Source organism: Fenollaria sp. (assembly GCF_057222035.1).
Genome location: NZ_JBXXYC010000002.1, coordinates 17,365 through 43,469, shown reverse-complemented (window position 1 = coordinate 43,469; position 26,105 = coordinate 17,365). Strand labels below are relative to the sequence as shown.

The window sequence follows — 26,105 nt, the reverse complement described above, 5'->3', positions numbered from 1 at the left end:
AATATTCTAAAGTCCTGTGATTGCTTTTTCTACCGCGCTTTGCTCTTCTTCTGAAAGAGGCACAACGCTCTCGCCATTCTTAATCATCTTGCCATAGCTAACGCTTTGCTCTCTTCCATGTATAACTGAAAGCAAAACTCCGTTGTTAAATTTATCTAAAAAACAAATTGAAAAACTTAGCTCTGAAGCGCTGTCTTGAAAGGCGTTGTATTTAACGTAGCCGACTTTTTGTACACAAAAACTTAAATTTGTCTCAAGTCTTGTGAATCTGTCTTCATTAAGTATCATGTCTCTATGAATGTCTTTGATGTCTTTACCAAAGGTAGCTAGTAGCTTTTCAACGCTGATCCCGTCCATACCTTGTGTAAATGTATCTACTCTTTCTTTAAGTTTTTTGAGCTTAATCATTTGCATAACTATTAAGACAATGGCTGCAATTGTAATTACTGAGAGCGCCATGACTATGATGAAAGAGTTAGCACTAATAATTTTATTGATATTTTCCATCTTTCGCCTCTTTTTTAATCTTTTTTAAAGTTTCAATGGCGTAGATGATTTCGTCTTCTGTATTAAAGCAAGAAAAACTAAATCTAACTGCACCTTTTTTTATTGTGCCAATGGTTTCGTGTGCAAGTGGTGCACAATGAAGACCTGGACGAGTTTGTATGTCATATTCATCATCAAGCACATAGCTTAGTATGGATGAGTCTACTCCTTCCATGTTCATCGAAACGACTGGAGTTTTTCTCTTTTCATCAAGTAGACCGTATATTTCTACTCCGTCAATAGTTTTTAGTCCATCGATAAATGTTTTTGTTAGAGTTTCTTCATGTTTTCTAATATTATCTATACCTTCTTCAAGAATATATTCAACACCTGCTCCCAAGGCTATAATGCCGTGGCCATTTGGAGTGCCCGGCTCTAATTTATCCGGCATATCCATTGGCTGATAAACTTCATTTGATCTAGATCCTGTTCCGCCCTCAATCGTGTGCATAACAAGCTCTGGATTTCTTAAATATAAAACGCCTGTGCCTTGTGGGCCGAATAATGATTTGTGCCCAGCTGTTGCTAGCATATCTATATCTAGCTTTTTTAGGTCTATGTCTATGATGCCAGCTGATTGAGCGGCGTCTATGAGTATAATTATATCTTTATTAATAGCTTTAACCGCTTTTGAAATTTCATCTATGTTTTCAACTGTTCCTAATAGGTTAGATGAGTGTGTCATTACAAGCATTCTAGTATTATCTTTTATAGCTTTAACTATCTTATCTTTACCTACTTCACCAGTTTTTTCTGCCTTAACAACTGTTAAATCTATGATACCCATTTCCTTAAGTGTGAATAATGGTCTTAAGACTGAGTTATGCTCCATAGATGTTGTGATTACATGATCTCCCTTCTTAAGCGCACCCTTGATGGCTGTATTTAAAGCGTATGTTGTGTTCATATGAAAGCTTATATTTAAAGGATTATCTACGTTAAATAGCTTTGCAAGACTTAATCTTGTCTTCATAATCTCTTCCATCGCTTTAAGAGCTAGCTTGTGACCGCTCCTTCCAGGATTGGCTCCATATTCTCTAAAAGCTTCATTAAATTTTTTATATACGCTCTCTGGTTTTGGAAATGTTGTCGATGCGTTGTCAAAATAATGCATATAATCACCTCTTTTTTAATTATATCACAGCTGAGTGCATTTTTCAATCACTATGAATTTGGCAAAGTAAAAGCCTCTCAAAATGAAAGGCTCTTTAATATTATATTACTTTGTAAATATCTTTTTAATCTTAGTAAAAAAGTTTTCTTTAGGCGCTTCGTCTAATTCAGCTCTCTCAAGCTCTTCGTAAAACTTTTCTCTCTTTTCATTTGCTTTATGCATGAAATAATCTTGAGCGATAAGCGCTTCGCCTTGTACCTCTGGCTTGATGTAGTCACCCGAGTTAACAAGTATCCTTCTTTTAATATTATCCTTAAGCTGTGTATCTAAGTAGCTTACAAGTCTTGCCCTTGCTTCTTCATCGTATACTGGGCAAGCTATCTCAACTCTCTTCTCTGTGTTTCTAGTCATAAGGTCTGCGCTTGAGATATATATCCTCATATCACTGCCTCTTCCAAATTGGTATACCCTCGAATGCTCTAGGAAGCGTCCGACTATGGACGAGACATGAACATTGTCTGTATAGCCAGTCACATTAGGTACTATGCAGCATATACCGCGTATAATCAAGTCGACATTAACAGAATTTTGTGAGGCTTCGGCAAACTTTTCCAAAAACTCATAATCGGTTAGTGAGTTCATCTTACATCTAATGTAGCCGTCCTTGCCCTTAGCTATCTCCTTGTCCATCTCCTTAAGTAATCTCGCCTTAAGTGTCGATGGCGATTGTAGTAGGTGTAGGTACTTGCCATTGAGCTTAGCTAGCGACATATTTCTAAAAAAATCATTTGCATCGAGTCCTATCTCTTCATTAGATGTCATCAGTGAAAAGTCAGTATAAATCTTCGATGTGTTTTCATTGTAGTTACCTGTACCTATTTGCGTGATGTACTTGATATTCTCCCTATCGTCTTTGTATGTGATTAAACAAAGCTTGGAGTGCGTCTTGTACTCTTCAAAGCCGTACATTATATTGCATCCCGCCTTAAACAATTCTTCTGAATAATTAATGTTATTCTCTTCGTCAAAACGCGCCTTTAGCTCCATAAGTGCAGTGACTTCGATTCCCTTGTCACAGGCTTTCTTTAGGTATTCGACAAGCTTCGAGTGCTTAGCAAGCCTGTATATAGTTATCTTTATAGAGATGGTCTTGTCACTCTCGGCCGCTTCCTTAATCAAATCGAGGAAAGTGTCGATATCGTCGTATGGGTAGCTTAGTAAAAGATCCTTCTCTTCTATTCTTTTAATGATAGAGCCGCGCTCTAAGGAATATTTTTTAAATGGAGTAAAGTCTTCGTAAGAAACTTTTTTGATGACGGAGCTCGGAATGATGTCCTCAAGACCATAGACGTACTTCATATTGATGGGACTCTTTGTCACAAGTATCATCTCATCCGTAATACCAAGCTCGGCCTTAAGAAAATCAGTAATGCTCTTTGACTTTGTGTTAGAAATTTCAAGGCGAAGAACCTCTTGACGCGTCCTCTTTTTGATGACCTTCTTCATAAAGTCTTTGTAGTCGGCAATCTCTTCTTCAATCTCAGTATTTGTTTCGAAATCAAAGTTTCTAGTAACCGCAACAAGTGATTGCTCCTTAATTGTATAGCCTAGGAACATGGTTGGAACGTAATGCTCAATCACTTTTTCGACTCTGATGTAGTTAAATTCATCGCCTGGCAGCGATAGATAGCGCTCGAATATGTCTGAGATGGCTACAAGTCCATGCGCAATATTGCCTTCAGCATCCCACATCTCAGTCACTATATATAACTTTTTATTCTCTAAGAATGGAAGTGGATGTGCTGCGTCAACTATTTGCGCGGAAATTAATGGCTCAATCTTACTAAGGTAGAAGCTTTTTACATAACTTAGCTCCTCATCGTTTAAAGACTTCATGTTTTTATTGTGCATATTGTACTTATCTAGCTCTTTGATGACGTCCTTATAGATCTTGTCCTTCATCTCGTAGTAGTAGGGCATTGTCTTGTATATGGCATCAAGCTGCTCCTTAGCTGTCATACCCGATTTTTTGTCGATGAACTCCTTCTTAGACTTCATCAAATCAAACAAAGATCCGACTCTAACCATGAAAAATTCATCCAAGTTCGATGTGAATATCGATATGAACTTAAATCTCTCAAGTGGCGGCACGCTCTCGTCGCTTGCCTCTTCAAGCACCCTTTGATTAAATTTTAGCCAGCTCAACTCGCGGTTTTGCATGAACTCTTCCATTGCTTCACTCCTTAATTATCTTATCTTTTAAATAACCTTCACGCACGCCAAGCTTTGAGACATTGACCTTTTCTATGCCAAGGTGCTTTAAGAGTCTATATAGCATGATAGCTCCTGGCACTATGCTGTGAAGTCTTTCAGGCACAACCATGACAGTCGTGCGTATAATTTTTTTATTTCTGTCTATCATCTCATAGATATAATTTTTTACATCATCAATAGTATATTCTTTGTCATCACTGTCATAAAGCTCTTCGAAGATATTGCCAAGTGCTCTTGCTGTTCCGCCTGAAGCGACTAGCTTTGTGCATTTGTACGTGGTAACGTTTTCAGCAAGCATCTTGTCGATGGAGTTTATCATCTCATCGTACTCTCTAACACTCGGTATAGTGTTTTCTACGTAGTCACGGAATAATGATAAGGATCCTGCCTTTAAAAATGCCATGTCTTTAATCTCTTTATTCTTTAGATAGCAAAGCTCTGTCGAGCCGCCTCCTATGTCTATGGTGTAGTAATCATCAAAGTCGTATACCATCTTCATACCTTCAGCTCCATAAAAAGCCTCATCATCTGCCGATATTAAATCGATGTTTAGATCAAGCTCTTTCTTGACTTTTTTCACAATCTCCTTGCCATTGTCCACGTTACGAAGCGAAGCCGAAGCAAAAACATATATCTCGTCAATCGGTAGGTAATCAAGCAGCATCTTTTGCGCGGATAAAACCTTCATCAGCTTTTTGATGCCCTTGTCGCTAAGCTTACCGTCTTCGACTAAGCCTGCAAGACCTGCCATGTACTTCTTTGAAAAAACTTCCTTTTGAATATTGTCTTTGTTGTAAACATTTAGGCGTATTGAGTTACTGCCTATATCAATTAGTGCGTATTTCATTTTTTCTCCTTATAATAATCATTGTAATACTTCTTTGTTAAGAAATTGTAAAGTATGTAATATTTTTTATTTATTAGCAAAATATTTTATTTTTTTAAAAAAAGCTCTCCAAATGGAAAGCTTTTAATATATCAGTCTTTTAAATTTTTAAATCCATATCCCAAAACTTCTGATGCGTTTGAAACTGAAATGAAAGTCTTTTGATCAAGATCTCTCAAGAAGTTTTTAAGTCTAAGGAAGTCTTTTCTGTCAAGCAAAACCATGATGATGTCTTTTGGCTCCTTAGTATACATGCCGTAAGCTTTGTAAATGGTTGCGCCTCTGTCTAGCTCTTTTATTATGAATTCTTCTATAGGTTTTGTGTCTTCGGCAATGATTTTGACTTCTTTATTCATGTTCATGCCTTCAATGACAAAGTCAATCAAGAATCCATTAACAATTACCCCGAATAATGAATAAATACCGATTCTTGCTCCAAATGCGCTTCCTGCAAGAAGTGTGATTACTACGTCTGAGATTAAAACGCCTTTTCCTAAATCAATACCGATAAATTTATTTAGTATCTTAGCAATTATGTCTGTACCACCAGTTGATGCACCTTGATTAAATACTATCGCCATGCCAAGCGCTGTTACAAAAACGCCGAAGAATAGCTCAACAAAGGTATCTCCTGTCAATGGTTGGAAGTGCGGAATTAGTTTTTCAAGCACATCGAAAAAGCCTGATGTAAGTAGCGATGCGATGATTGTTTTAACTCCAAATTGTGAGCCGATAGTTAAAAATGCTAGTATAAACAGTCCTATGTTTATCACGTACATCCAATTACCTACTCCTATTGCTAGATAATGATTAAGCACTACCGCTAGACCATTGGCACCGCCAACTGATAAATGAGCCGGATTGAAGAAGAAAAACATGCCCGCTGCGACTATGAAAGCACCAAATAATATCAATATGTACTCTTTGACCATCTTAGTGATCTCTTCTTTTGTGAATTTCTTTTTAATTAGTTTAGCCAATAAGATTACCCCCTATGTAAAGATCTACATAATTATATCACAAGATAAAATCCTTAGTCAATAGCAAGATAAATTAAATAGTAATTTTTTCTTTTTGCAAAGACATATCTTGAGCTTTTTTTGACAAATTTTCATACAAAAATATCTATGGAGGTTTTTGCTCCCCCATAGATATTATTCAATAAATATTTTACATCTAAAATTACATATTAATCGTTTTGCCTTAATAAAAGTCCCAGTTCTTCTTCATTCATCTTTTTAATTGCGCTAAGTGATGAAAGTGGTCCCATCACTGTGCCAATTGCAAATACAGCAATAAATATTATTGCAAGTGTTAAAACTTTTGGCGCAAGGAAGGGCATTTTAAAGCTTAGACTAAACCAAGTTCCAAATAAAATTGAAATAACCAAGCCTAGTGCACTTCCGCATGCAGATCCTGCAAGATTTATGGTAAATATTTCCCATAAAATAATATTTCTCAAATGTTTTTTGCTTGCTCCTAAAATTCTTAGTGTGGCAAATTCTCTCTTACGTTCTTTGATTGTAATTGAATAAACAAGTGTGAGTACAAGGAAGACCAAGAGCCATACTAGAGCGATTAAAATATAAACATATTTAATCATATCTTGAGTTGATGTGCTGACCTCGTTCATCATTGATTGGGAAAGAAGAGGATAAACGCCCTCGCCCTTAAATTCGCTTCTAATTTTATTTTGAATTTCAACAGGATCAACGCTTTTTTTAAGCTTAATCATTACACATGAAATCATATTTTCATGGTCCTTGTCTTCAAGCTTAAGGATTTTTTCGTATTCCTTGGCAAGTCTTCTAGCTTCATCAAAATTTACAAAAACAGTATTGTCAAAGCCCATGCCTGTTTTTGCAAGTCTACCTCTTATAATAAATTCTTGGTTGAAAAATTTAACGTGTTTGTGCATATCGCCAACAATATTGTTACCAACCAAAATTTCTCCTTTTCCTAAAGGAAGTTTTGCTTGAGTCTCTAGCCAAGGTTTTACTACAAAATCTGTATCCGAATCAAAACCAATAACTTGTATTGGAAATGAGCAGCAACCAGCTGAAAGAGTGGCAATAAATAATTGAGGGCTTGCAATTTCAACGCCATCGATTGTTCTGATTTTTTCAACAACTGATTTATCTAAAAAGAAAGTGTTTGGTTCGCCGCGAAGTATTGCGCCTCTAATTTTTGAATCATATCCCTCAGGTACAACGATAATATCCGCGCCCATACGATTGGCAAGTGAGCTCATTCCATTTCTAAGTGACAAAATCAAAAAGCTTGACAAAAATAAAACAAGGGTTAAAATTGCTGTTAAAATTATTAGCAAAGCACTTCTTACGCTTTTGTTTTGAATATTTTTAAAGGCAATTTGTTTAGAATCTAATCTCATATGCTCACCTCATTTAATTTACCGTCTGTCATTTCAAGAAGGCGAGACCCATATTTCAATAAATCATTGTCATGGGTTACTATAATGATAGTTGTGCCTTTTTCATTAATTTCTTTTAGCATATTCATAATTTCAATTGTAGTTTTTGAGTCCAAATCAGAAGTTGGTTCATCTGCAATTAAAATTTTTGGTTCGTTCATGAGAGCCCTTGCGATTAAAACTCTTTTTAATTCGCCACCTGATAAATTTTTGCAAAAATCATTTTCCAAATCTAAAATGCCGCACATATCTAGTAGCATTCTAGCTCTTTCGACTCCATTTCTCTCGCGTTTTTTAAAAAAGTAAGGAAGCCTTACATTGTCAAGTACATTTAGGGTTGGTAAAGTTCCAAGTGATTGAGGAACATAACCTATAAATTCATTCCTATATCCACTTTTTTCTTCATCATCCATCTTAGATAGATTTTTTCCTTCCACAAAGATATCTCCAGATGTTGGTTCAATAATTGCAGATAAAAGAGTAAGAAGCGTTGTTTTTCCGCTTCCACTCTTACCAATAATATTTATAAAATCTTTTTCGTTAACATCAAAACTTACATTATCAATTGCAAAAAAATCCCTCTCACCACGTCTAAATGATTTGGATAGATTATTTACATTGATTAGATCCATTGCAAGGCCTGTTTAAAAATATAGCAACAATGCTAATTACGATATAAAGTCCGACTAAAATATAAATCATAGGCATAGTTTTTGCTCTGCAAGCCATTTCAGGTTTCATGCAGCCACCAATTAGTTTTGCAGGCAATAAAATTGCATAAATCCCAACTAATACATTAGAGATGGCTAATGTAAAAAACATTTCTTTCTTGCATCTAATAGCTGTATAAATAAGGCCTAGGACAGTCATAACGCCACCAATACCTTTTATTGCTTGGCCCATCCAATGACACTTCATAAATTTTCCATCTGCCATTGCTGGACATACTGGAGCAAGTGTGCCTGGTGTTAACATAATTAAAACACCAAATATTATAAATAAAATTCCGAAAATTTTGTTTTTATTCATATTTACCTCCTGAATTTTTTAACATTAATTTATTTTGCATCTTTCAATGCATCATTTACAGCTTCTGTGAAAGATTTGAATGTAACAGTTGCGCCAGCTATAGCCTCTACATCTTCAATCTTACCTTTTTCAATTAAAAGCTTTGGATATTCCTTTGAATTTTTAACTGCTTCTTGGGCAATCTTGTATAAACCTTGGTTTGTTGCGCCTTCTTTGGCTTTTCCATAGTTTTCGTCTTTTTCACTTCCATCAGCAAGCAAGTTTTTTAAATTTGCTTCAACAATTTTTCCATCCTTGATGGTAATATCTGTTGTAACCTTGCCGCCCCATTCGTCAGCTTGGCTTTCTCCATGGTATGTGCCGTCTTTGTATGCATCAGCGCATGAGCCATCAGTGCAAGCATTGTCAGACTTCTTTGCGCATGCTGTCAATAATAAGCTTAGCGCCAACATTAATAATAAAACCTTTTTCATATTAAACCTCCAAAATTGGTCTTTGTCTTTTTTGTTTTTCTTCTCTGGCAATTCTTCCATGCTCTAGAAAGACGATTCTTTCCGCCTCAACACCAACCTCTTGGTCGTGAGTAACAACTACAATTGTTGACCCATTGTTATGAAGTCTTTCTAAAATATCCAAAACGAGCATTTCATTCTTTTCATCCAAATTTCCTGTCGGCTCGTCTGCTAAGATGAGGGAAGGATGGTTGATAAGAGCACGGGCAATACAAACACGTTGCTGCTCGCCACCTGAGAGCTGATTTGGTAAGTGGTTATGCCTATCTTTTAAGCCAACGTTTTCAAGTGCTTGCAAGGCTTCTTCTTTATCTACCATTGAGTGATAGTATTGCGCCATCATAACATTTTCTAAGGCTGTTAAATAGTTTACCAAGTGGAATTGTTGAAAAATAAGACCAATCTTGTCTCTTCTAATTTCTGTTAATTCCTTTTGATTCAATTTAGAAATATCAATTCCTTCAAGTAAAACTTCACCTATAGAAGGCTTATCCATGCAGCCAATTATGTTCATCATTGTTGTTTTACCGCTACCTGATGGGCCCATGATTGAAACCCATTCGCCTTTTTCTACGTTTAAGTTTACTTTATCGAGCGCTTTTAAATCTCCATATATCTTTGAGATATCTTTTAATTCTAATATATTCATTATTCCCCCCTCAATACAAGTGCTGGATCAACTGCAGTTGCAGTTTTAACTGGTATGATACAAGCCACAATTGTAATTGCTATCGATACAAGGATTGTAATTGGAACTAGGGCCCATAAAAAATTTACGCCTCTTGCAAAAACTCGTCTGGAAACTTCACTCGCAAATAAATATCCAAGTAAAGAACCAAGGGCTCCACCCATTAGTCCAAGTAAAAAACCTTCGCCCAAGAAATCATAAATGATTGATTTATTGTGGGCACCTAGGGCTTTTTTAAGACCAATTTCTTTTCTTCTTTCGGTAACAACAGCCATCATGGTTGTACTAACACAAATCATCATGATAAATAAAACGATAATTGTAACAATCCATACAAGGGCTTGAAGCTTTTCAAGTACCACGCCTTGAGATTCAGTAACCCTTTTAACAAGTCTGGCACTAACAGTGCTATCGATTTCATTTATTTTATTTGCAATTTCTTGCAGCTCTTCACTGTTCGCATCAATTGAACACTCGATGATATTAATATTTAAATCACCCATGATAGATCTAATATCTTCAATAGACATAAATATTAAATCTTCTTCTTTTCCACCAGTCGTTACAATTGAAGCCACTTTAAAATCACTGTCTCTCATTTCTTGCGAATTTTCTTTTGGAGTGCTCAGTACAAAAGGATCCCCAATCTTCAAACCAAGTTTTTTTGAAATTTCGTGACCAATCATTACAGTCCTTTTTTCACTTGGCCAATCACCATCGACCAGCCAGAAGGGGCTGTTCTTTTTTAAGCCATCAAAATTCGTGGCTGCAATTACAAAGGGTTGCTCATTGATTTTTGCATTTTGATAAATATAAGGAGCAAGTCCCACAAGTTTATCGCCTGCAAGTTTTTTAATTTCGTCAATATGATTATCTCCAATCTTATCATCTTGAGATTTTGGAATGACAATCATATTTGCTCCATAGCTTCTAAATTCTTTTCCCAATTGTCTAGGAATGTCATAATAGATTGTAACAAGACCCGATAAAATTGTTGCACCCATTGCAATTGCTAGAAGTGCAGTAAGCATGCGAGCCTTTCTTCTTGCTATCGATGACTCAACCATCTTCCAAAAGAATTGTACATTTTTTCTTTTAGCCTTTTCCATGAAGCACCTCCGTTGGATTAAGTTTAAGCAAATATCTAATGGCTGGTATGGATCCAAAAACAATTACCAGTAAAATTAAGATAATTACAATAGGTATTACCATTGGTGTAGGCGGGATGCCGGAGCCAAAAACTGTTATACCAATTATTTGAGTAAGACCAAGTCCAATAAAATATCCAACAGTTCCACCCATAATACCTGTGGTAATGTTTTCAACTAAAATTCTTGTAATAATTCTTGTGTTATTTGCACCAATTGCTTTTTGCAGTCCAATTTCAGCACGTCTTTCCATGACAGATGCTGTTACTAGATTTGATATCGCAAGGGCAGCACCAATTAAACTTAGAGCGGTGATTAAAACCATTAATAGTGTTGTCTTATTTAAAATATCGCCTTCGCTTTCTGCAACCTGTCTAATAGGCTTTGCAATTGAATCGGTCATAACTTCTTGAATTTGATAACAAATTGCACTTACATAAGCTGTGCAATACCAAACCTCCCACTCCTTAATTGTAAGAGACTTTGGATTTCTTGCGGCTTTTCTTGCCAAATCGTTGTCAGGAGTTGTTAGTGCAGAAACTTCAACGCGAGAAACTACATTTGATACTCCATCCAATTCTTGAGCAGCTTTTAATGGTAGATAAATGTGTGAATCTTCATCACTACCTGAATCAAAAATACCTGCAATTATAAATTCTTTCGTTTTAGAAGAGCCTTCGATTTTAATTTTATCTCCAAGCTTATAATTGTTTCTAAGAGCAAATACAGTGCCAACCATGGCCTTATCTGTATCTTTGTCTTCAATCCATTCGCCTTCGATGTTCCACCAAGTCTTTAATTTTCTCATACCTGTGTCAATGGCCTCGCCAGTTGGAAGATCCATATGATTATAAAACCATGTTCCAACAACTCTTGTAGACTCTCCATCAACTTTAGTATTGATATTTAAATATGGTGTGTAATCAACTATATTGAAAGACCAGAAGATGGTTTTTATCAATCCAAGTTCATCTTCTTTCAAATAATTTTTTTGACTATCCTCGCCGATTCCATAAATATCATCAAGCATGGAAGCTTCTTTTGGAACAACATTTATATTCGCCCCATAAGCTTTTAATTCTCTGTTGACCTTGTCACCAATGCCAAGCATTGTGTTAAGCATGCCGGTTGAAAGACAAGTGCCAAGCATTACTACAAATGCAATCAAGACCATTTTTTTCTTTTGCCTAAAGATTGCACCTTTAATCATTCTAAAAAACATATGTCACCTACTTAAATACAAAGCTGTTGGCATCAAGATCTTGCGTGTTGATTTTTATTTTTTCATCGTGAACAATGTATGGTATAGGGATTGGATTACATCCGCCCTTAAAACCAATTGTACCACGATTCATAATAACATCACACAATTTGCAAATGACATCGTTGCCACGCTCATAATAACCTGATGGCCCGCAAATTTCACAAGCATCAAGCACAACTCCATATGAACCCTGAGATTTTTTAATTAAGAAAAATCTCATGTGAACTCCATCAGATGCCGTGTATTGATAACGGTGGAGTTTCATATCTTCAAGTTCTGACAGTGGGATAACAATCATATCGCCTTCAATTTCATACTCTTCGGGTTCTGAAAGCTGAATTTCGCGTCCAGAATAAGCCCTTAAATAAGTTAAACTAAAAACGTTAATAACGATTAAAATTAATAAAAATTTTGCTAAATTTCTATTGCATCTCATATGATATTTCTTTTTTCTTAATTCTGCAGGATTTTTAAATGTTTCCTTAACCTTCATATTATTTAAATATAAGATTATTGGCAGGATTATTAAGAAAATCATTAGACTAAATCCGATGTAGTGTGCATGGTTTATTACCCAAGCAATTGTGTTAAATACACTTGCACTTCTCGGAATAAGGTCAACTGCGTATAGTCTTTGAAGAACAATAAATATTTGATTTATTCCCCAAATTGATAATGAGATCATTAAAATTTTATCCCTATAAATTTTGTCAACTCGTCTAACGATTTTGAAAATTGCAATACTCGATAAAATCATCAGAACAACTGCAAATACATAACCAATGATTCTATATAGAACCATGGTGGATACAGCAGATTCCCCATAATAAACAAAATTGTTTAGCTGAACAAAAAGAGCCGGCATATAATAGAAAAATGACGCTATGATATAAAGGGACAAAAAACTAACAAAAATATTTTTATATATACTGGATTTTTCTTTTAAAAAATAAAAAATGATAATTCCAATAAAAGCAATTACTATTGGTACCATTGACCAAAATGACAAAGCGCTTCTGTTGACAAAATTTGGAATTTCTCTAATGATTGAAGAGATAATTGCCGCAAGAGTGCCTACAAAGACTGTACCAAAAATAATTTTATATTTGCTTTTGAAGTTTTCTGTACTTAGATATCCAAGCGCCAAACCCATTATAAATGAGAATCCTACGCCAGCTTCCATTACTTTAATAAATATCTTTAACATAATTCCTCCTATGTACAATAAGGAAATGGCTAAAAGCCATTTCCAATATTTTCTACCACTTTGGACCTGTCCATTCAAATTCTGGCCATTCAATAACGATTGGCTCTGTCCAGAATCTTCCTGTTACACCTGTTTCTTTGTCAACGTGTAATAGATAGTCGTTTCCTGGAGCAGAAACTTCAAACTTAACATTGTATGTGCCAAGACCTTCTTCAAATTTTATGTTTGCACCATAGTGTGGACCGTCTGATGCGTTCATTGGCATTAAAGCGATTTCTTGAACCTTGTCTGAGCCTTTCTTTTGGATATATGCTTTAACATTTAACCAAGGAACAAAGTCGCCTGCGCCGTAACCAAGAGTTGTACCTTCTTCTGTAGCTGAAATGTCAGCTTCGATATGGCAGTCAGCTTCTTCTTTTGATAATGAATTACCTGCTGGTTCCATATCTACTGGTTGGAAATAAACACCAGATACTGCTAGAGGACCTGATTCTTGTTCGTCGCCAATTGGGAATTCGTCGAATCCTGCGTCTTCACCAGGAGCTGCAACGTCTTTTTTGTCTTCATCTTTTTTGTCTTCATCTTTTGTGTCTTCAGTTTTTGTGTCTTCATCTTTTTTGTCTTCAACCTTAGCTGTATTGTCATCAGCTGGTTTTGATGCTTGATTACATCCGTAAGCTGCAACTGTCATAATTGCAAGTGCTAGCGCTAATAATTTTTTTAATTTTGAACTCATAATAAACCTCCTATTAGTTCTTATTTGCATAATCTCTTTCGAGCTCTGCTCTTTTAATTTTGTTACGTTTAATTTGAACGATAACTGTTACAATAGTTATTACTATTAAAATAACTTGTGGCAATAGAGTTTCTACCCTATCATAAATTCCTAAGATGTCAATTGCAAATCCATTCATCCATGGAATTATTGTCCTTCCGATAAGATCAGCTTCTTGAAGTTCGGCGACTCCTTTTCCAATAAATGAGATACAAAGTACAAACATCAAGATTGATGTAACTGTGAAGAATGGCTTTAATGGAAGCTTTACGCTCATCTTTGTAATTAATACATATACAATTGCAAGTACTACGATTGCGCATGCTAAGCCGCCCCACATGTATGCTGGATTGTTTGAAATATTTTCTCTCATACCTTGGAAGAAAATAATCAATTCCGCGCCTTCACGGGCAACTGCTAAGAACGAGCTGAATACTAAAGCCATAGCACTTCCTTTTGTAATTGAACTTTCGACCTTTGATTGGATGTAATGATTCCAAACTTCAACTTCAGATTTTGATAGCATCCAGTTTGATACATAGAATAAAACAATAACAGCCAAAAACATTCCGCATCCTTCAAAAATCTCTTGGCTAACACCACTGCTGTCTTCGCCAAATTTTGCAGAAATTATATTGAAAATAATCGCAAGAATTATTGAAGCAACAATACCTAAAATTGCGCCGACATAGACGCCTTTTACGTATTTTAAATTGTTTGTCTTTACAAGATAAGCAATAAGTGCTGCAACAATTAGGATTGCTTCAAGACCTTCTCTTAAAGTTAGTCCTAGTACGCTAAAGAAAACGCCCCAGCCAGAACCTGTTTTACCTCTCATACCGTCAAGTGTCTTTGCATCTTCGTGTAGATATCTAATTAGTACTTCAACTTCATCTTTAACAACATCGATATCTTCATTTTGACGCATAGATTTTCTTGCCAAATAAAATTGGTTCTCAACAGTTGATCCACGCTTACCAGAAATTGTTGTCATAACAATTTTTTCAAAGCCTAATTTTTCATAATATCTAAAATAAGCTTCGTTAATTTTGTCATAGCCATCCTTGCCGGCATCTGGACCGCCTGCTTCATAAATTTTAAGGGCATCCCTTAAAACGACTTCCATGTCCTTACTTACGTCTTCCCAGTCTTTGTATATTTTATCTGCATTACCTGCAAAAACATTAGTAATTGACATCAAAAAAACTAATGCTGTCACCAATAAAATGCTTAGTTTTTTCATAGTTCCTCCTTTCGAAAATATTTGGCAAATACAATCGCCATTAAATAAAACTTCTCAGCCAATATATCATTAGCTTTAACTAACTTTTATTAGCTATAGCTAATTATACTATTTAAATAATTTAAAGTCAATACCTTTTTTAATAAACCTATAAAAATATTTTTATATCATTGAATTTATATAAAATAAAAAAAGTGAGCGTCTGCCCACTTAATTATAATAATTTTTTTCTAATTGTTGATGATAAATAATCAAAAAATATAATCATGATTGAGCTGACTAATAAAAGTGAGCCAACTCTGTTCCAATTGCGCCACGCTATGTTCATAGAAAGAAGTGTACCGATACCGCCTGCCCCGATAAGTCCGAGTATCGACGAGTTTCTAACGTTTGATTCGAGTCTATATAGCACAAAACCTAAAAAGCTTCTATATGTCTTTGGATAAATAATTTTCGCATACATGGTGAATGGACTTAAGCCTAGTGCCTTCATAGACATGATTGTTTCCGCTGGAATGTCCTCGATATATTCAAAATAAAGTTTACTAAGCATACCCGATGTATAAACGCTTAGTGCGAGTGCGCCTGCAAAGGGGCCCGGTCCTAAGCCTCTGAAGAAAATTATAGCTGAGATGATGGCTGGGAAGGTCCTAATTACATTGATCAGTACTTTAAATAAAACTGAAACTTTTTTTGATGGAGCAATGTTCACCGCAGTAAATGGTGTAAATATAAATGATACGATGGCTCCCATAAGTGAAGCAAATATGGCGATGGCAGCTGATTCAAAAGCTGCTGGCACTGCCCTTGATAAATAAGCAAAATCTGGGCTTATTATCTTTCTAATTATAACGCCGCCTTGCTTAAGACCAAGTGTAAAGCGTTCATAGGTAATATTGATTGAAAATTTAATTATAAGGAAAAGTGCTATTAAAAAAATTATGAATAATATCTCCCTAAGTATATTGCTTTTTTTGTATGAAGCTAAATTATTAACATTTATCGGACTTTTTATATCTATTTCTCTTATCTTTTGACTCACTAAGTCTATAAGGAAAATTAATATAAGTAGCATAAATATGATTGACGAGACTCTATCGTAGTTCATGTGATTTAATTCTAGCCAAAGTCTTTGTCCTATGCCGCCTGCGCCAACAAGTCCAAGTATTGACGCGCTTCTGATATTACTTTCTAAGCAAAGTAAAAATGTCGATACAATAAATTTTCTCATCTTAGTAAGTATTATCTTATAATAAATTTTACCTTTGCCAATGCCAAGTGACTTGTAAAAATCAAAATCATCCTTGTCCATGGCCTCTATGTATTCTTTTATAAGTTTTGTAGACATGAAAAATGAAATTATGCTCAAGGCTAAAAGACCTGAGAAGCGTCCAGCTGAGAAAAAGCTCACAAGTAAAGCTGCCCATATAAGTGATGGAAGCGTTCTAAATACTGAAAATACTGCGCTTAGTACTTTTGAAACTATTTGCGAAGGACTTGTATTGTAAGGAAGGAAGAATGTTATGATGCAAGCCAAGAAAACACCAAAGGCTGATGATACAAAGGCCATGAGAAATGTTTCGAATAGTAAATCCATAACCGATACTATATATGAAAAATCAAGTGTAAACATCCTTCTGACTAGGTCAAGCATATCTGGCAGTCCACGCAAAAAAGAGCTTAAGGAAACTTGTGATCCTAAGCCTGATGCCACTAGCATGACTAAAAAAGCCATTGCTAATAAAATTTTCTTTTTTCCCTTTTTAGATAAATAAGTCTTTAACTGAGTCATAATTTAGTTCATTTGCACTCCTGTCAAAATATACTCTGTGGTCCTTGATTGCAATCACTCTCTTTGCGTATTCAAGCGATAAATCAAGGTCATGCATACTTATGATAATTGTCTTTTTGTAATCAGTATTAAGCATTTTAAAAATATCCATGATTGACCTCTTTGTTTCTATATCAAGGGAAGATATAGGCTCGTCTGCTAAGATAAGGTCTGACTTTTGAAAAAGCGCCCTAGCTATGGCAACCCTTTGCTTTTGTCCACCAGATAGGTCTTTAGCAAGTGCATAAGTTTTTTCTTTAAGCCCAACCATCTCGATGGCTTTGAGAGCATCCATATACTCGGCGTTTGTAAACTTTGATAGCATTGCCTCAAAAAAATTCTTCTCGCCGAGACGCGCTAATAAAACATTATCAAGAACTGAAATATTTTCAATAATGCTTGTATCCTGAAAAATGAAGGCAATATTTCTTCTAAGCCTTCTTAAATCTTTTGCGCGAAGGCTATGAACGTCCTCGCCCTTATATATAACGCTTCCCTTGCTAAGAGGATTAAGCGCGTTAATTGCTTTTAAAAGAGTTGATTTGCCTGCGCCTGAGGGTCCTATAAGCGCGACAAAGTCGCCTCCCTCTACATTAAAGGAGACGTCCTTGATTGCGTCTATATTTTTTTCGTATTGTACTGAAATATCTTTTAATTCTAATATCATTTACTTAAATCAACGTTCATAATCTTAGCTGTATCGATAACATTTTGGAAGTCATCGTTTGTTGCTTCGACAAAACCTGTTAAATTAAATATCTTTTCGCAGGCTTCTTTGCCTTCTCCACTTGATAAATCATTTTGAAATACTTCTTTTATCTTTTTCTTCATATCATCTGAAAGGTCCTTGCTAGCTGCTACGCATACGTATGGGATCTTGTCAGTATATTCAAGCACTTCTAGTCCTTCAAGTCCATCAAAGTCCTTCATAAGTTTCTTTTCAGCGCCTTCATAAGTAGCGCACACGTCAACGTCGCCATTTAAAAGCATTTGAACAGCCTTGTCATGTCCGCCAGCAAACATATATTCAATATCTTTTTCAAGATCAAGTCCGCCCTTTACAAGCATGGCACCTGGATAGATGTAGCCTGAAGCGCTCTCTGGGTCAACGAAGGCAATTTTTTTACCCTTAAGTGCTTCGTAGCCGTCTTTTTCATAAGCTTCCTTGATGCCAGAATCTTTTCTAACTAATAATTCACTTCTATAATAATTTTTGCCGTCCTTGTTAAGTGCTGATAAAAGTACTTGTGCTCCGCCATTCTTATTTGCAAGTACATATGCAAATGGTGGGATGATTGCAAAATCAACCTTGCCTGAGCCAAGCGCTTCAACTACGCCAACATAGTTTGTTGATGTAAACATAGAAACTTTTGTTCCAAGCTTGTCTGTAAGTATATTTGTTAGTGGTTCTGTTAAATCTTCTAGTTTATCTTGGTCAACTAAAGGAACAAAGCCTAGTTTAAGCTCTTCCTTTTCCTTTGGCTTACAAGATACTAAAGCCATAAGCATAGATAGAATAATTAGTGTTAAAATAAATTTTTTCATAATGTCCTCCTAAATTTCTGTAAAATCTCTAATGATGATGTCGCTATATTTAGAAATATGTGACAGATAGTCCTCGTTATCAAGTACGCCAACTGTTACAAAACCTGCTTTTTTCGCAGTTTTTAAATTTTTCGGCAAATCTTCGAAGACTAAGGTGTTTTGCGGCATAATATTATATTTTGCAATGCACTTTAAATAAATGATTGGCGACGATTTATCTGAACCGACTTCAGATAGAGTCACTATGTCATCAAAAAGCGTGTGCATATCAAACTTTTTAAGCGTAGTAATAAAAATGTCCTTCTCATTCGCTGTCGCGATCGAAGTTTTTACGCCTTTTTCTCTAATTTTCTTCAGATAATCAATGATGCCCTTCTTAGGCACTACATTGTTCTCGAACTCTTCCTTTGCTAGATGAGTCCACTCGTTAACGACTTCTTCAGTCGTCATATTTAGCGCGTAGCGCTCAATTGTGTATTTTGCTGAATCCGTGAGTGTTTTGTGCATAATATTATCAAAGTAGTCGTCAGTTAAGAAGAGCGAGTGCCTATTGAAAAATCTTAGGTCAACGTTCTTCCAAACATTCATCGAGTCAAAGACAGTTCCATCCAAGTCAAAGATGGCTGCCTCAAAGTCCTTAAGCCTCATCTTTCACTATATCCTTGATATATTTTAAAACATCTTCACGAATATCACTTCTTAAAGCAAAATCAAGATTTGCCTGTATAAATCCAAGTTTGCTGCCTAAGTCATATCTGTGGCCTTCAAAAACATAAGCGTAGATATCGTCTTGTTTTAAAAGCATATCAATAGCGTCAGTTAACTGTATCTCGCCATTCTTACCTGGCTTAGTCTTTTTAAGCAAGCTAAAGATATCATTTTTTAGTATGTATCTACCAAGCACAGCTATATTGGACGGAGCCTTGTCAATATCTGGCTTTTCGACTATGGACTTAAGCTTATATAATCTTTCATTCACTTTCTCATCATAAGCGATGATGCCATACTTTGATGTATCTTCTTTATTCACAATACCAACACCTAAGATGGATTTGCCCGTCTCGTCATAAGCGTTCATCAGTTGCTTTAAGCAAGGCTCTTTTGAATAAACGATGTCGTCGCCTAAAAGCACTGCAACATCTTCCCCGCCAGCAAAGCTCTCTGCACACAAAATCGCGTGCCCAAGACCAAGCGGCGCCTTTTGCCTGATGTAATAAATATTGACCATGTCAGATATTTTGTTAATCTCTTTAAGTATCTCGAATTTTCCCGAATCTTCAAGAGATTTCTCTAGCTCTATGTTTCTGTCGAAGTGGTCCTCTATAGAATTTTTATTTCTTCCAGTTATAATAAGTATGTCCGTGATGCCCGATTCGTAAGCCTCTTCAACTATATATTGCAGAGTCGGCTTATCAAAGATAGGTATCATCTCCTTTGGCGAGGCTTTAGTCTGAGGAAGCATCCTCGTTCCCAAACCCGCCGCGGGTATTATTGCTTTTTTAATCATATATCCTCCTACTCTACTGTAACACTCTTTGCTAAGTTTCTTGGCTTGTCAATGTCGCGTCCTAATAACTTCGCTGTATAGTAGCTCATAAGCTGACCAAATAAAACGCTGTATATAGGCGTAAAAATTGTGAATGTTCTCTTTAAGGTCACTATGCCATCGCCCTCGTCTTGATTTGTCACGAGTATAGTCTCAGCGCCTCTAGCAACTAACTCTTCTAAAGTAGTTCTAGTCTTTTCATAAATTTGTCCTTCATTTGCAAAGGCAATGGCCGATGATTTTTCATCTATAAGCGCAATGCTACCATGCTTTAGCTCACCTGCTTTGAAGGCGATTGAATTGATGTAGCTGATCTCCTTAAGTTTAAGCGAAACTTCAAGAGCCGCGATATAATCAAGGTCACGACCGATGAAAAATATTTTTTCCTTATCTTTAATCTTAGTAGCGACTTCTTTGGCAATAGGCTCAAGTCTTGTGATTTCTGAATCCATTTCTTTTGATATCTTAATAAGCTCATCAACAATTTGGCTGTACATACCGCAGTCGTAGCCAGCAAGGCCTTCTCTAAAATATATTCCTAGTAAATATATGCATAGTATTTGCATCATAAAAGCTTTTGTCGATGCAACTGAAATTTCTGGTCCAGCAAAGATGTGTACTTTATAGTCAGCAATTCTGTCAAGCGATGAATTAATCACATTTGTAATGGCTAAGACTGTCGCACCGCTTTTTTTCGCTTCTTTTACAAGGCCCATGACATCAGCCGTTTCACCTGATTGACTGATTGCTATAAGAAGTGTCTTTTTGCCAATGAAATTATATGAATATCTTAATTCGCTCGATGTTTCAGCAATTATCGGTCTTTCTAAAAATCTTTCAAGATAGTTTTTTGCAAGTAGACTTGCATGATAAGCAGTTCCACAGCCTGTTACGTATATATTGTCAAAATCATTTAGATTAAGTCCATCTAATTCATCGAAATATACCTTGCCGTCACGAATGTGTCTATCAAGTAATTCTTTGAACTTCTTTGGCTCTTCGTGTATTTCCTTAAGCATAAAGTGCTCGTAGCCATCTTTTTGAGTTTCTTCTATATTTACATTTGATTTTTGAATTTCTCTATGAACTTCTTTACCTGAGTTATAAATCTTGATGCCATCACTATTTAAAACGCCCATGTCACCATCTTCAAAATAAATAATTTCATTATTTAGCTCAATGGCAGCTGAGATATCGCTTGCAAATAGATATTCATCATTTTTCACGCTCATTAATAATGGGCAGCCATTCTTAGCAAAGTATAAATTTTTTGTCTTTTTATCTAAAATTAATATCGCGTAACTGCCTTTTACTCCCTCAAGTGCTTTCATAAAGCTACTTACATTGTTTTCTTTCATATTTCTTGCGATGTATTCAACAAGAACTTCTGTGTCAGTCTCACCCTTCGGAGTAAAGTCAGGCATAGATCTTTTTAGCTCAAGATAATTTTCTATGACGCCATTATGAACTATAGCGTATGAAGCGCTCGTATCAAGGTGCGGATGCGCGTTTGTTTCGCTCACGCCTCCATGTGTCGCCCATCTCGTATGAGCGATAGCTATGTCAGAAACTTCCTTCGGACAAACCTTGTCAAGCTCCTTTATCCTGCCAACTCTTTTATATATTTTTAAATCATTATCTTTAATAAACGCAATGCCTGACGAGTCATAGCCCCTATACTCAAGGCTATAAAGTCCCTTGATTGCATAATTTATCGCATCATTCTTGCCATAGTATCCAACTATACCACACATAATATCTTCCTTTCAAAAAAGCATTTATAATATTCATAGTGCGTGAATATTTTCGCGCATAAACATCTATACTAATTATAACATATATTTATGAAAAAATATAAAATTTTTACAAAAGAAAAGTGATAGCCGTAGCCATCACTTCTCTTGTCATTAAAAATTAAAAAGCAGGATATATTTCACCCTTGTATTTTTCTTCAATAAATTTCTTGCAAGCTTCTGATTGGAATACTTTGATAAGCTTTTGGAACTTATCTTTTGTTTCGTCACCTTTTCTAACAGCGATGATGTTTGCGTAAGGACTGTCCTTGTCTTCAAGAGCTAAAGCATCAGCTGATGGGTTAAGTCCTGCGCCAAGTGCGAAGTTTGTGTTGATAGCTGCAAGTGCTGCATCTTTATAAACGTTTGGTATATTAGCTGCTTCAATTGGTGTAAACTTTAGGTTCTTTGTGTTTTGATCAATATCTTTTTCAGTTATATCTTCTTTAGTATCGTCTTTTAGTGTGATTAAACCATTCTTTTCAAGTAATAGTAAAGCTCTACGTCCGTTTGATGGATCGCTTGGAATTAAAACTTCGTCTCCGTCCTTTAATTCATCAAGTGATTTTATCTTGTCTGAGTATAATCCCATTGGTTCGATGTGTACTGAACCAAGATTTTCTAAGTTAAGTCCTCTTTCTTTAGCAAAATTTTCTAGGTATGGTATGTGTTGGAAATAGTTTGCATCGATGTCGCCTTGATCAAGTGCTAGATTTGGTTGTACGTAGTCGTCAAATACCTTTACTTCAACATCTAGGCCTTCTTTTGCAAATTCATCTTTAAGTGCTTCAGTTATTTCTGCGTGAGGCACTGGTGATACACCTATGATAATCTTATTGTCTTCATCTGTTTTTGTTTCTGACTCTGTTTCAGAACTTGTTCCTGTAGTTTCTTCTGTTACATTTTTATTTGTATTTCCTGTAGAATTATTGCAAGCTACAAGTGTTGCTACTAAAGTTAATGCTAATAATAATTTAAATATATTTTTCATTTTATTCTCTCCTTAAATTTGTAAATTTATTTTTTGTTTACTTTTTTGTAAATAGTGTTTCCTGTGAATTGTACAATTTGTACGATTATAACTATGAGTGCGACTGAAATCCAAAGTATATCAAGTTGATTTCTTTGGTAGCCATATCTGATTGCGATGTCGCCAAGGCCGCCTCCGCCAAGTGCTCCAGCCATAGCTGAATAGCCAACTAAGTTAATGATTGTAGTTGTTACGCCAAGTATAGCTGCTGGTACCGTCTCTTTTAATAGAACTTTGACAATTTCAAAATTGCTTGCGCCCATTGATTTGGCTGCTTCTATGACGCCCGAATCAACTTCTAGGAAGTATCCTTCATATAATCTTGCTATGAAAGGCGCTGCCGCAAAGGTTAGTGGCACCAAAGCCGCCTCAGTTCCTATTGCCTTACCTATTATAAATCTTGATAATGGCGCTAGAACTATAATTAATATGATGGCTGGCATACTTCTAAAAATATTGATAAGACCGTTTGTTATGGTATAAATAAATTTATTTTCTCTTAGTCCCTTTGGTCTAGTCACAAAAGTTAATATACCCCATGGAAGTCCAATAATTAGAGCGATGAGCGCCGGAACCAAAATCATGATTATAGTTTCAGGAAGCGCTGGTAAAACTATGTCCATTATCTCCTTGAATCTCATGCTATCACCTCCGATACCTCTGCGCAATTAGCTTTTAAGTAAGAAATAACTTTTTGCGCCTCTTCGTCTGCGCCGCGAAGCTCAACGACCATGTAACCAAGCTCTTCATCCAAAACGTTACTGATGTTACCGTCAATGATGTTGATGTCAACATTAAAGTTTTTCATCGCATTACTTAATACAGGGGTTTTAACTGTGCCTTTTGAATAAGAAAGTCTTATTAGTTTGCCAGTGAAAGCGCTGTAATCAAGCTCAATATCAGGAGCCGCCTTTTTGATAAAGCTTTGTGCAAGCTTTGTCTTTGGATTTTTAAAAAGCTCTGTAGTAGTGTTTTCTTCTATAATTCTTCCATTTTCCATAAGAGCAATTTTGTTCGAAGCGTCCTTTGCCGCTTCCATTTGATGCGTTATCATGATGGTTGTCGTATCAAAGTCATCTCTTGCTCTTTTGTATAAATCTATGACCATCCTAGTGCTTTCTGGGTCAAGTGCGCTCGTTGCTTCGTCTGAGAGTATAATCTCAGGCTTAGATACAAGGGCTCTTGATATGGCAACTCTTTGTCTTTGTCCACCAGATAATTCACTTGGATATGCCTTCTCTTTATTAAGTAAGCCAACGTAATCAAGAAACTTTCTCGCTTCAGCCTTTTTATCGCCCTTAAATCCATTTAAGTTTAAAGGAAAAATAACATTGTCTAGAACTGTGTATTGACTAAAAAGATTAAAAGTTTGAAAGATAAAAGCGATTTTCTTTCTTAAAGCTAAGAGCTCTTTTTGCTTTAAGTTAAATATGTTCACTCCATCTATGATTACTTCGCCACCGTCAGCTTCCTCAAGTCTATTGAGTAGTCTGACTAAAGTAGACTTACCTGCACCAGATAAACCTATGATGGCCAAGATGTCTTTCTTTTCTGCTTTAAAGCTTACACCATCAACAGCATTAAATTCTCTGCCATCAACCTTGTAAGTCTTAATCAAATTTTTTGCTTCTATCATAAGCTCCTCCTTCCTTGGATAAATCCAATAAAAAAACTCTTTACCAAAAGATAAAGAGTATCATGAAAAATCGTCATCTCTCGGTATAACCGCTGGAATTAGCACCTTGTTTAAACAGGTTGCCGGGCTTCATAGGGCCAGTCCCTCCGCCTCTCTGGATGAATTATATTGTTTTTAGATTATACAGTTCATTTTATATTAAATATGTGATTTGAATCACAAATATAGATTTTTTTATAAAAAAGTGTGTATTATTATAAGATTTCTTTATAGATAGAAAAATAAATGGCATAAAAAACTACGCTCATATACACAAGCGTAGTTAATCTTTATCTAATTATCATTTCTTCTCTCTTTGGTCCTGTAGAAATGTATTTAAATTTTTTGCCAAGTTTTTCCTCAATGAACTCGATGTAATCTCTTGCTTCTTTTGGAAGCTCTTCATACTTAGTTATGCCTCTTATGTCGCTCTTCCAGCCCTTTAGTCTTTCTAGAACTGGTTTTGCTTTTTTAAGCTTGGATGTGTTAGGAAATTCATCTGTTATCTCGCCGTCTATGTCGTAGCTAACGCAAACTGGTATTTCATCTAAGTAGCTAAGCGCGTCTACTACCATGAAGGCGATGTCTGTTGCGCCTTGCATTTCTATACCATACTTTGTTGCGACTACGTCGAACCATCCAACTCTTCTTGGTCTACCTGTTGTTGCGCCGAACTCGCCCTTGTCGCCGCCATGAGTCCTTAACTCATTTGCTTCTTCATCAAAGATTTCGCTTACGAACTCGCCTGCGCCTACTGCTGATGAATATGCCTTTGTTACTGCGATGATGTTTTTAATTTCATACGGTGGCACTCCAGCTCCTATAGATGCGTATCCAGCAAGTGTTGATGAGCTTGTTACCATTGGATAGATGCCATGATCTGTATCTTTAAGTGTGCCTAATTGACCTTCGAATAAAATTTTCTTGCCATCTTTGATAGCTTTTCTAAGCATCTTGGATGTGTTTTTAACATAAGGCTTAATCATTTCGCCATATTCAAGAAGTGTCTTTAAAACATCTTCCTTCTTAAGCGGCTCTTTATGATAAAGCTCTTTAAGAATGGCATTTTTGATTGGTAGTATCAAATCTAATTTTTCTGAAAGATATTCTTCGTCATAAAGCTCATTCACTTCAAAGCCTATCTTTTGATATTTATCTGCAAAAATATATGCTATGCCTGATTTAGTAGAGCCAAAGGATGCCTTGCTAAGTCTTTCTTCTTCGTACTTATCAAAGTCTATATGATATGGCATAACTATTTGTGCTCTATCAGATACATAAACTTTTGGCTCTTTAACGCCTGCGTCAATGATTGATTTAAGCTCGTTTATAAAGAATGGTATGTTTAGCGCAACACCGTTTGCAAGTATGTTGACAGTGTTTTCATTAAATATTCCTGATGGCAATAGATGAAGTGCAAATCTACCATAATTATTGATAATAGTGTGGCCAGCGTTGGCTCCACCTTGAAATCTAACGACATAATCTGCATCACATGCTAGCATATCAGTTACTTTACCCTTGCCTTCGTCGCCCCAGTTAGCTCCTACTATAGCTGTAATCATATA

25 protein-coding genes and 1 riboswitch are annotated in these 26,105 nt (G+C 35.9%); all 25 genes read right to left on the bottom strand.

Translation table 11 applies throughout. The features are described 5' to 3' along the window. Nucleotides 1–6: 6 nt before the first annotated feature. The 25 genes from AC2UOP_RS03195 to AC2UOP_RS03075 all read right to left on the bottom strand — a co-directional run bounded on the left by AC2UOP_RS03195 (nucleotide 7) and on the right by AC2UOP_RS03075 (nucleotide 26,102). Nucleotides 7–507: a DUF4446 family protein gene (locus AC2UOP_RS03195; protein WP_019214893.1), complete on the bottom strand. Its 501-nt coding sequence runs from the start codon at nucleotides 505–507 to the stop codon at nucleotides 7–9. Then, a complete protein-coding gene (locus tag AC2UOP_RS03190; protein WP_484832603.1) occupies nucleotides 491–1,660 on the bottom strand; it encodes an aminotransferase class V-fold PLP-dependent enzyme in 1,170 nt (389 codons plus the stop codon). Before AC2UOP_RS03190 ends, AC2UOP_RS03195 begins: the two co-directional genes overlap by 17 nt. Nucleotides 1,661–1,765: 105 nt before the next feature. Further along, a complete protein-coding gene (ppk1, locus tag AC2UOP_RS03185) occupies nucleotides 1,766–3,892 on the bottom strand; it encodes a polyphosphate kinase 1 (protein ID WP_484832602.1) in 2,127 nt (708 codons plus the stop codon). 4 nt (nucleotides 3,893–3,896) lie between these two features. Continuing rightward, entirely contained in the window at nucleotides 3,897–4,781 is an 885-nt protein-coding gene (locus tag AC2UOP_RS03180; protein ID WP_484832601.1) for a Ppx/GppA phosphatase family protein, read from the bottom strand. Between the two features lie 131 nt (nucleotides 4,782–4,912). Then, entirely contained in the window at nucleotides 4,913–5,800 is an 888-nt protein-coding gene (locus AC2UOP_RS03175; RefSeq protein WP_019215077.1) for a YitT family protein, read from the bottom strand. A 209-nt stretch (nucleotides 5,801–6,009) separates the two neighbouring features. Beyond that, nucleotides 6,010–7,212 (bottom strand): ABC transporter permease, encoded by a 1,203-nt coding sequence (locus AC2UOP_RS03170; RefSeq protein ID WP_070599293.1) that lies wholly within the window; start codon nucleotides 7,210–7,212, stop codon nucleotides 6,010–6,012. Then, entirely contained in the window at nucleotides 7,209–7,883 is a 675-nt protein-coding gene (locus AC2UOP_RS03165; protein ID WP_484832600.1) for an ABC transporter ATP-binding protein, read from the bottom strand. The genes AC2UOP_RS03170 and AC2UOP_RS03165 overlap by 4 nt, the downstream gene beginning before the upstream one ends. Continuing rightward, a complete protein-coding gene (locus AC2UOP_RS03160) occupies nucleotides 7,861–8,280 on the bottom strand; it encodes a DUF4418 family protein (protein WP_484832599.1) in 420 nt (139 codons plus the stop codon). The genes AC2UOP_RS03165 and AC2UOP_RS03160 overlap by 23 nt, the downstream gene beginning before the upstream one ends. Nucleotides 8,281–8,309: 29 nt before the next feature. Continuing rightward, the gene (locus tag AC2UOP_RS03155) at nucleotides 8,310–8,753 is read right to left on the bottom strand and encodes an FMN-binding protein (RefSeq protein ID WP_484832598.1); all 444 of its coding nucleotides are present in this window, start codon (nucleotides 8,751–8,753) and stop codon (nucleotides 8,310–8,312) included. Between the two features lies 1 nt (nucleotide 8,754). Then, entirely contained in the window at nucleotides 8,755–9,441 is a 687-nt protein-coding gene (locus tag AC2UOP_RS03150) for an ABC transporter ATP-binding protein (protein WP_484832597.1), read from the bottom strand. After that, entirely contained in the window at nucleotides 9,441–10,589 is a 1,149-nt protein-coding gene (locus tag AC2UOP_RS03145) for an ABC transporter permease (RefSeq protein ID WP_484832596.1), read from the bottom strand. Before AC2UOP_RS03145 ends, AC2UOP_RS03150 begins: the two co-directional genes overlap by 1 nt. Beyond that, on the bottom strand, nucleotides 10,576–11,850 hold the full coding sequence (locus AC2UOP_RS03140) for an ABC transporter permease (protein WP_484832595.1): 1,275 nt from the start codon (nucleotides 11,848–11,850) through the stop codon (nucleotides 10,576–10,578). The genes AC2UOP_RS03145 and AC2UOP_RS03140 overlap by 14 nt, the downstream gene beginning before the upstream one ends. 7 nt (nucleotides 11,851–11,857) lie before the next feature. Next, nucleotides 11,858–13,099 (bottom strand): DUF2318 domain-containing protein, encoded by a 1,242-nt coding sequence (locus AC2UOP_RS03135; RefSeq protein ID WP_249242871.1) that lies wholly within the window; start codon nucleotides 13,097–13,099, stop codon nucleotides 11,858–11,860. Nucleotides 13,100–13,151: 52 nt separating this feature from the next. Then, entirely contained in the window at nucleotides 13,152–13,835 is a 684-nt protein-coding gene (locus tag AC2UOP_RS03130; protein ID WP_484832594.1) for an iron transporter, read from the bottom strand. 13 nt (nucleotides 13,836–13,848) lie between these two features. After that, entirely contained in the window at nucleotides 13,849–15,117 is a 1,269-nt protein-coding gene (locus AC2UOP_RS03125) for an FTR1 family iron permease (protein WP_484832593.1), read from the bottom strand. Nucleotides 15,118–15,331: 214 nt separating this feature from the next. Then, nucleotides 15,332–16,852 carry a PhnE/PtxC family ABC transporter permease gene (locus tag AC2UOP_RS03120; protein ID WP_484832592.1) on the bottom strand — a complete coding sequence of 507 codons (1,521 nt, stop codon included), beginning with the start codon at nucleotides 16,850–16,852 and terminating at the stop codon, nucleotides 15,332–15,334. A gap of 28 nt (nucleotides 16,853–16,880) precedes the next feature. After that, the gene (phnC, locus tag AC2UOP_RS03115) at nucleotides 16,881–17,615 is read right to left on the bottom strand and encodes a phosphonate ABC transporter ATP-binding protein (RefSeq protein ID WP_484832591.1); all 735 of its coding nucleotides are present in this window, start codon (nucleotides 17,613–17,615) and stop codon (nucleotides 16,881–16,883) included. Continuing rightward, the gene (locus AC2UOP_RS03110) at nucleotides 17,612–18,493 is read right to left on the bottom strand and encodes a phosphate/phosphite/phosphonate ABC transporter substrate-binding protein (RefSeq protein ID WP_019215064.1); all 882 of its coding nucleotides are present in this window, start codon (nucleotides 18,491–18,493) and stop codon (nucleotides 17,612–17,614) included. The genes phnC and AC2UOP_RS03110 overlap by 4 nt, the downstream gene beginning before the upstream one ends. Nucleotides 18,494–18,502: 9 nt before the next feature. Continuing rightward, nucleotides 18,503–19,141, bottom strand: coding sequence for an HAD family hydrolase (locus tag AC2UOP_RS03105; RefSeq protein WP_085840594.1), 639 nt, complete (start codon nucleotides 19,139–19,141; stop codon nucleotides 18,503–18,505). Further along, nucleotides 19,131–20,000, bottom strand: coding sequence for a UTP--glucose-1-phosphate uridylyltransferase GalU (galU, locus tag AC2UOP_RS03100; protein ID WP_484832590.1), 870 nt, complete (start codon nucleotides 19,998–20,000; stop codon nucleotides 19,131–19,133). Before galU ends, AC2UOP_RS03105 begins: the two co-directional genes overlap by 11 nt. An 8-nt stretch (nucleotides 20,001–20,008) precedes the next feature. Then, nucleotides 20,009–21,793 (bottom strand): glutamine--fructose-6-phosphate transaminase (isomerizing), encoded by a 1,785-nt coding sequence (glmS, locus tag AC2UOP_RS03095; RefSeq protein ID WP_484832589.1) that lies wholly within the window; start codon nucleotides 21,791–21,793, stop codon nucleotides 20,009–20,011. Between the two features lie 160 nt (nucleotides 21,794–21,953). Continuing rightward, a complete protein-coding gene (locus tag AC2UOP_RS03090) occupies nucleotides 21,954–22,823 on the bottom strand; it encodes a MetQ/NlpA family ABC transporter substrate-binding protein (RefSeq protein ID WP_484832588.1) in 870 nt (289 codons plus the stop codon). A 26-nt stretch (nucleotides 22,824–22,849) separates the two neighbouring features. Next, the gene (locus tag AC2UOP_RS03085) at nucleotides 22,850–23,503 is read right to left on the bottom strand and encodes a methionine ABC transporter permease (protein WP_484832587.1); all 654 of its coding nucleotides are present in this window, start codon (nucleotides 23,501–23,503) and stop codon (nucleotides 22,850–22,852) included. Beyond that, the gene (locus tag AC2UOP_RS03080) at nucleotides 23,500–24,498 is read right to left on the bottom strand and encodes a methionine ABC transporter ATP-binding protein (RefSeq protein WP_484832586.1); all 999 of its coding nucleotides are present in this window, start codon (nucleotides 24,496–24,498) and stop codon (nucleotides 23,500–23,502) included. The genes AC2UOP_RS03085 and AC2UOP_RS03080 overlap by 4 nt, the downstream gene beginning before the upstream one ends. 70 nt (nucleotides 24,499–24,568) lie before the next feature. Beyond that, nucleotides 24,569–24,663: riboswitch (SAM riboswitch) on the bottom strand. A gap of 164 nt (nucleotides 24,664–24,827) precedes the next feature. Further along, nucleotides 24,828–26,102: an adenylosuccinate synthase gene (locus AC2UOP_RS03075; RefSeq protein WP_484832585.1), complete on the bottom strand. Its 1,275-nt coding sequence runs from the start codon at nucleotides 26,100–26,102 to the stop codon at nucleotides 24,828–24,830. Nucleotides 26,103–26,105 lie beyond the last annotated feature (3 nt).

Coding starts and splice junctions, on each gene's coding strand:
- AC2UOP_RS03165 (WP_484832600.1), bottom strand. CDS start 7,883: ATGGATCTAATCAATGTAAATAATCTATCCAAATCATTTAGACGTGGT.
- glmS (WP_484832589.1), bottom strand. CDS start 21,793: ATGTGTGGTATAGTTGGATACTATGGCAAGAATGATGCGATAAATTAT.
- galU (WP_484832590.1), bottom strand. CDS start 20,000: ATGATTAAAAAAGCAATAATACCCGCGGCGGGTTTGGGAACGAGGATG.
- AC2UOP_RS03085 (WP_484832587.1), bottom strand. CDS start 23,503: ATGAGATTCAAGGAGATAATGGACATAGTTTTACCAGCGCTTCCTGAA.
- AC2UOP_RS03110 (WP_019215064.1), bottom strand. CDS start 18,493: ATGAAAAAATTTATTTTAACACTAATTATTCTATCTATGCTTATGGCT.
- AC2UOP_RS03180 (WP_484832601.1), bottom strand. CDS start 4,781: ATGAAATACGCACTAATTGATATAGGCAGTAACTCAATACGCCTAAAT.
- ppk1 (WP_484832602.1), bottom strand. CDS start 3,892: ATGGAAGAGTTCATGCAAAACCGCGAGTTGAGCTGGCTAAAATTTAAT.
- phnC (WP_484832591.1), bottom strand. CDS start 17,615: ATGATATTAGAATTAAAAGATATTTCAGTACAATACGAAAAAAATATA.
- AC2UOP_RS03145 (WP_484832596.1), bottom strand. CDS start 10,589: ATGGAAAAGGCTAAAAGAAAAAATGTACAATTCTTTTGGAAGATGGTT.
- AC2UOP_RS03190 (WP_484832603.1), bottom strand. CDS start 1,660: ATGCATTATTTTGACAACGCATCGACAACATTTCCAAAACCAGAGAGC.
- AC2UOP_RS03130 (WP_484832594.1), bottom strand. CDS start 13,835: ATGAGTTCAAAATTAAAAAAATTATTAGCGCTAGCACTTGCAATTATG.
- AC2UOP_RS03140 (WP_484832595.1), bottom strand. CDS start 11,850: ATGTTTTTTAGAATGATTAAAGGTGCAATCTTTAGGCAAAAGAAAAAA.
- AC2UOP_RS03160 (WP_484832599.1), bottom strand. CDS start 8,280: ATGAATAAAAACAAAATTTTCGGAATTTTATTTATAATATTTGGTGTT.
- AC2UOP_RS03155 (WP_484832598.1), bottom strand. CDS start 8,753: ATGAAAAAGGTTTTATTATTAATGTTGGCGCTAAGCTTATTATTGACA.
- AC2UOP_RS03120 (WP_484832592.1), bottom strand. CDS start 16,852: ATGGCTTTTTTAGTCATGCTAGTGGCATCAGGCTTAGGATCACAAGTT.
- AC2UOP_RS03195 (WP_019214893.1), bottom strand. CDS start 507: ATGGAAAATATCAATAAAATTATTAGTGCTAACTCTTTCATCATAGTC.
- AC2UOP_RS03105 (WP_085840594.1), bottom strand. CDS start 19,141: ATGAGGCTTAAGGACTTTGAGGCAGCCATCTTTGACTTGGATGGAACT.
- AC2UOP_RS03125 (WP_484832593.1), bottom strand. CDS start 15,117: ATGAAAAAACTAAGCATTTTATTGGTGACAGCATTAGTTTTTTTGATG.
- AC2UOP_RS03150 (WP_484832597.1), bottom strand. CDS start 9,441: ATGAATATATTAGAATTAAAAGATATCTCAAAGATATATGGAGATTTA.
- AC2UOP_RS03170 (WP_070599293.1), bottom strand. CDS start 7,212: ATGAGATTAGATTCTAAACAAATTGCCTTTAAAAATATTCAAAACAAA.
- AC2UOP_RS03080 (WP_484832586.1), bottom strand. CDS start 24,498: ATGATAGAAGCAAAAAATTTGATTAAGACTTACAAGGTTGATGGCAGA.
- AC2UOP_RS03135 (WP_249242871.1), bottom strand. CDS start 13,099: ATGTTAAAGATATTTATTAAAGTAATGGAAGCTGGCGTAGGATTCTCA.
- AC2UOP_RS03075 (WP_484832585.1), bottom strand. CDS start 26,102: ATGATTACAGCTATAGTAGGAGCTAACTGGGGCGACGAAGGCAAGGGT.
- AC2UOP_RS03090 (WP_484832588.1), bottom strand. CDS start 22,823: ATGAAAAATATATTTAAATTATTATTAGCATTAACTTTAGTAGCAACA.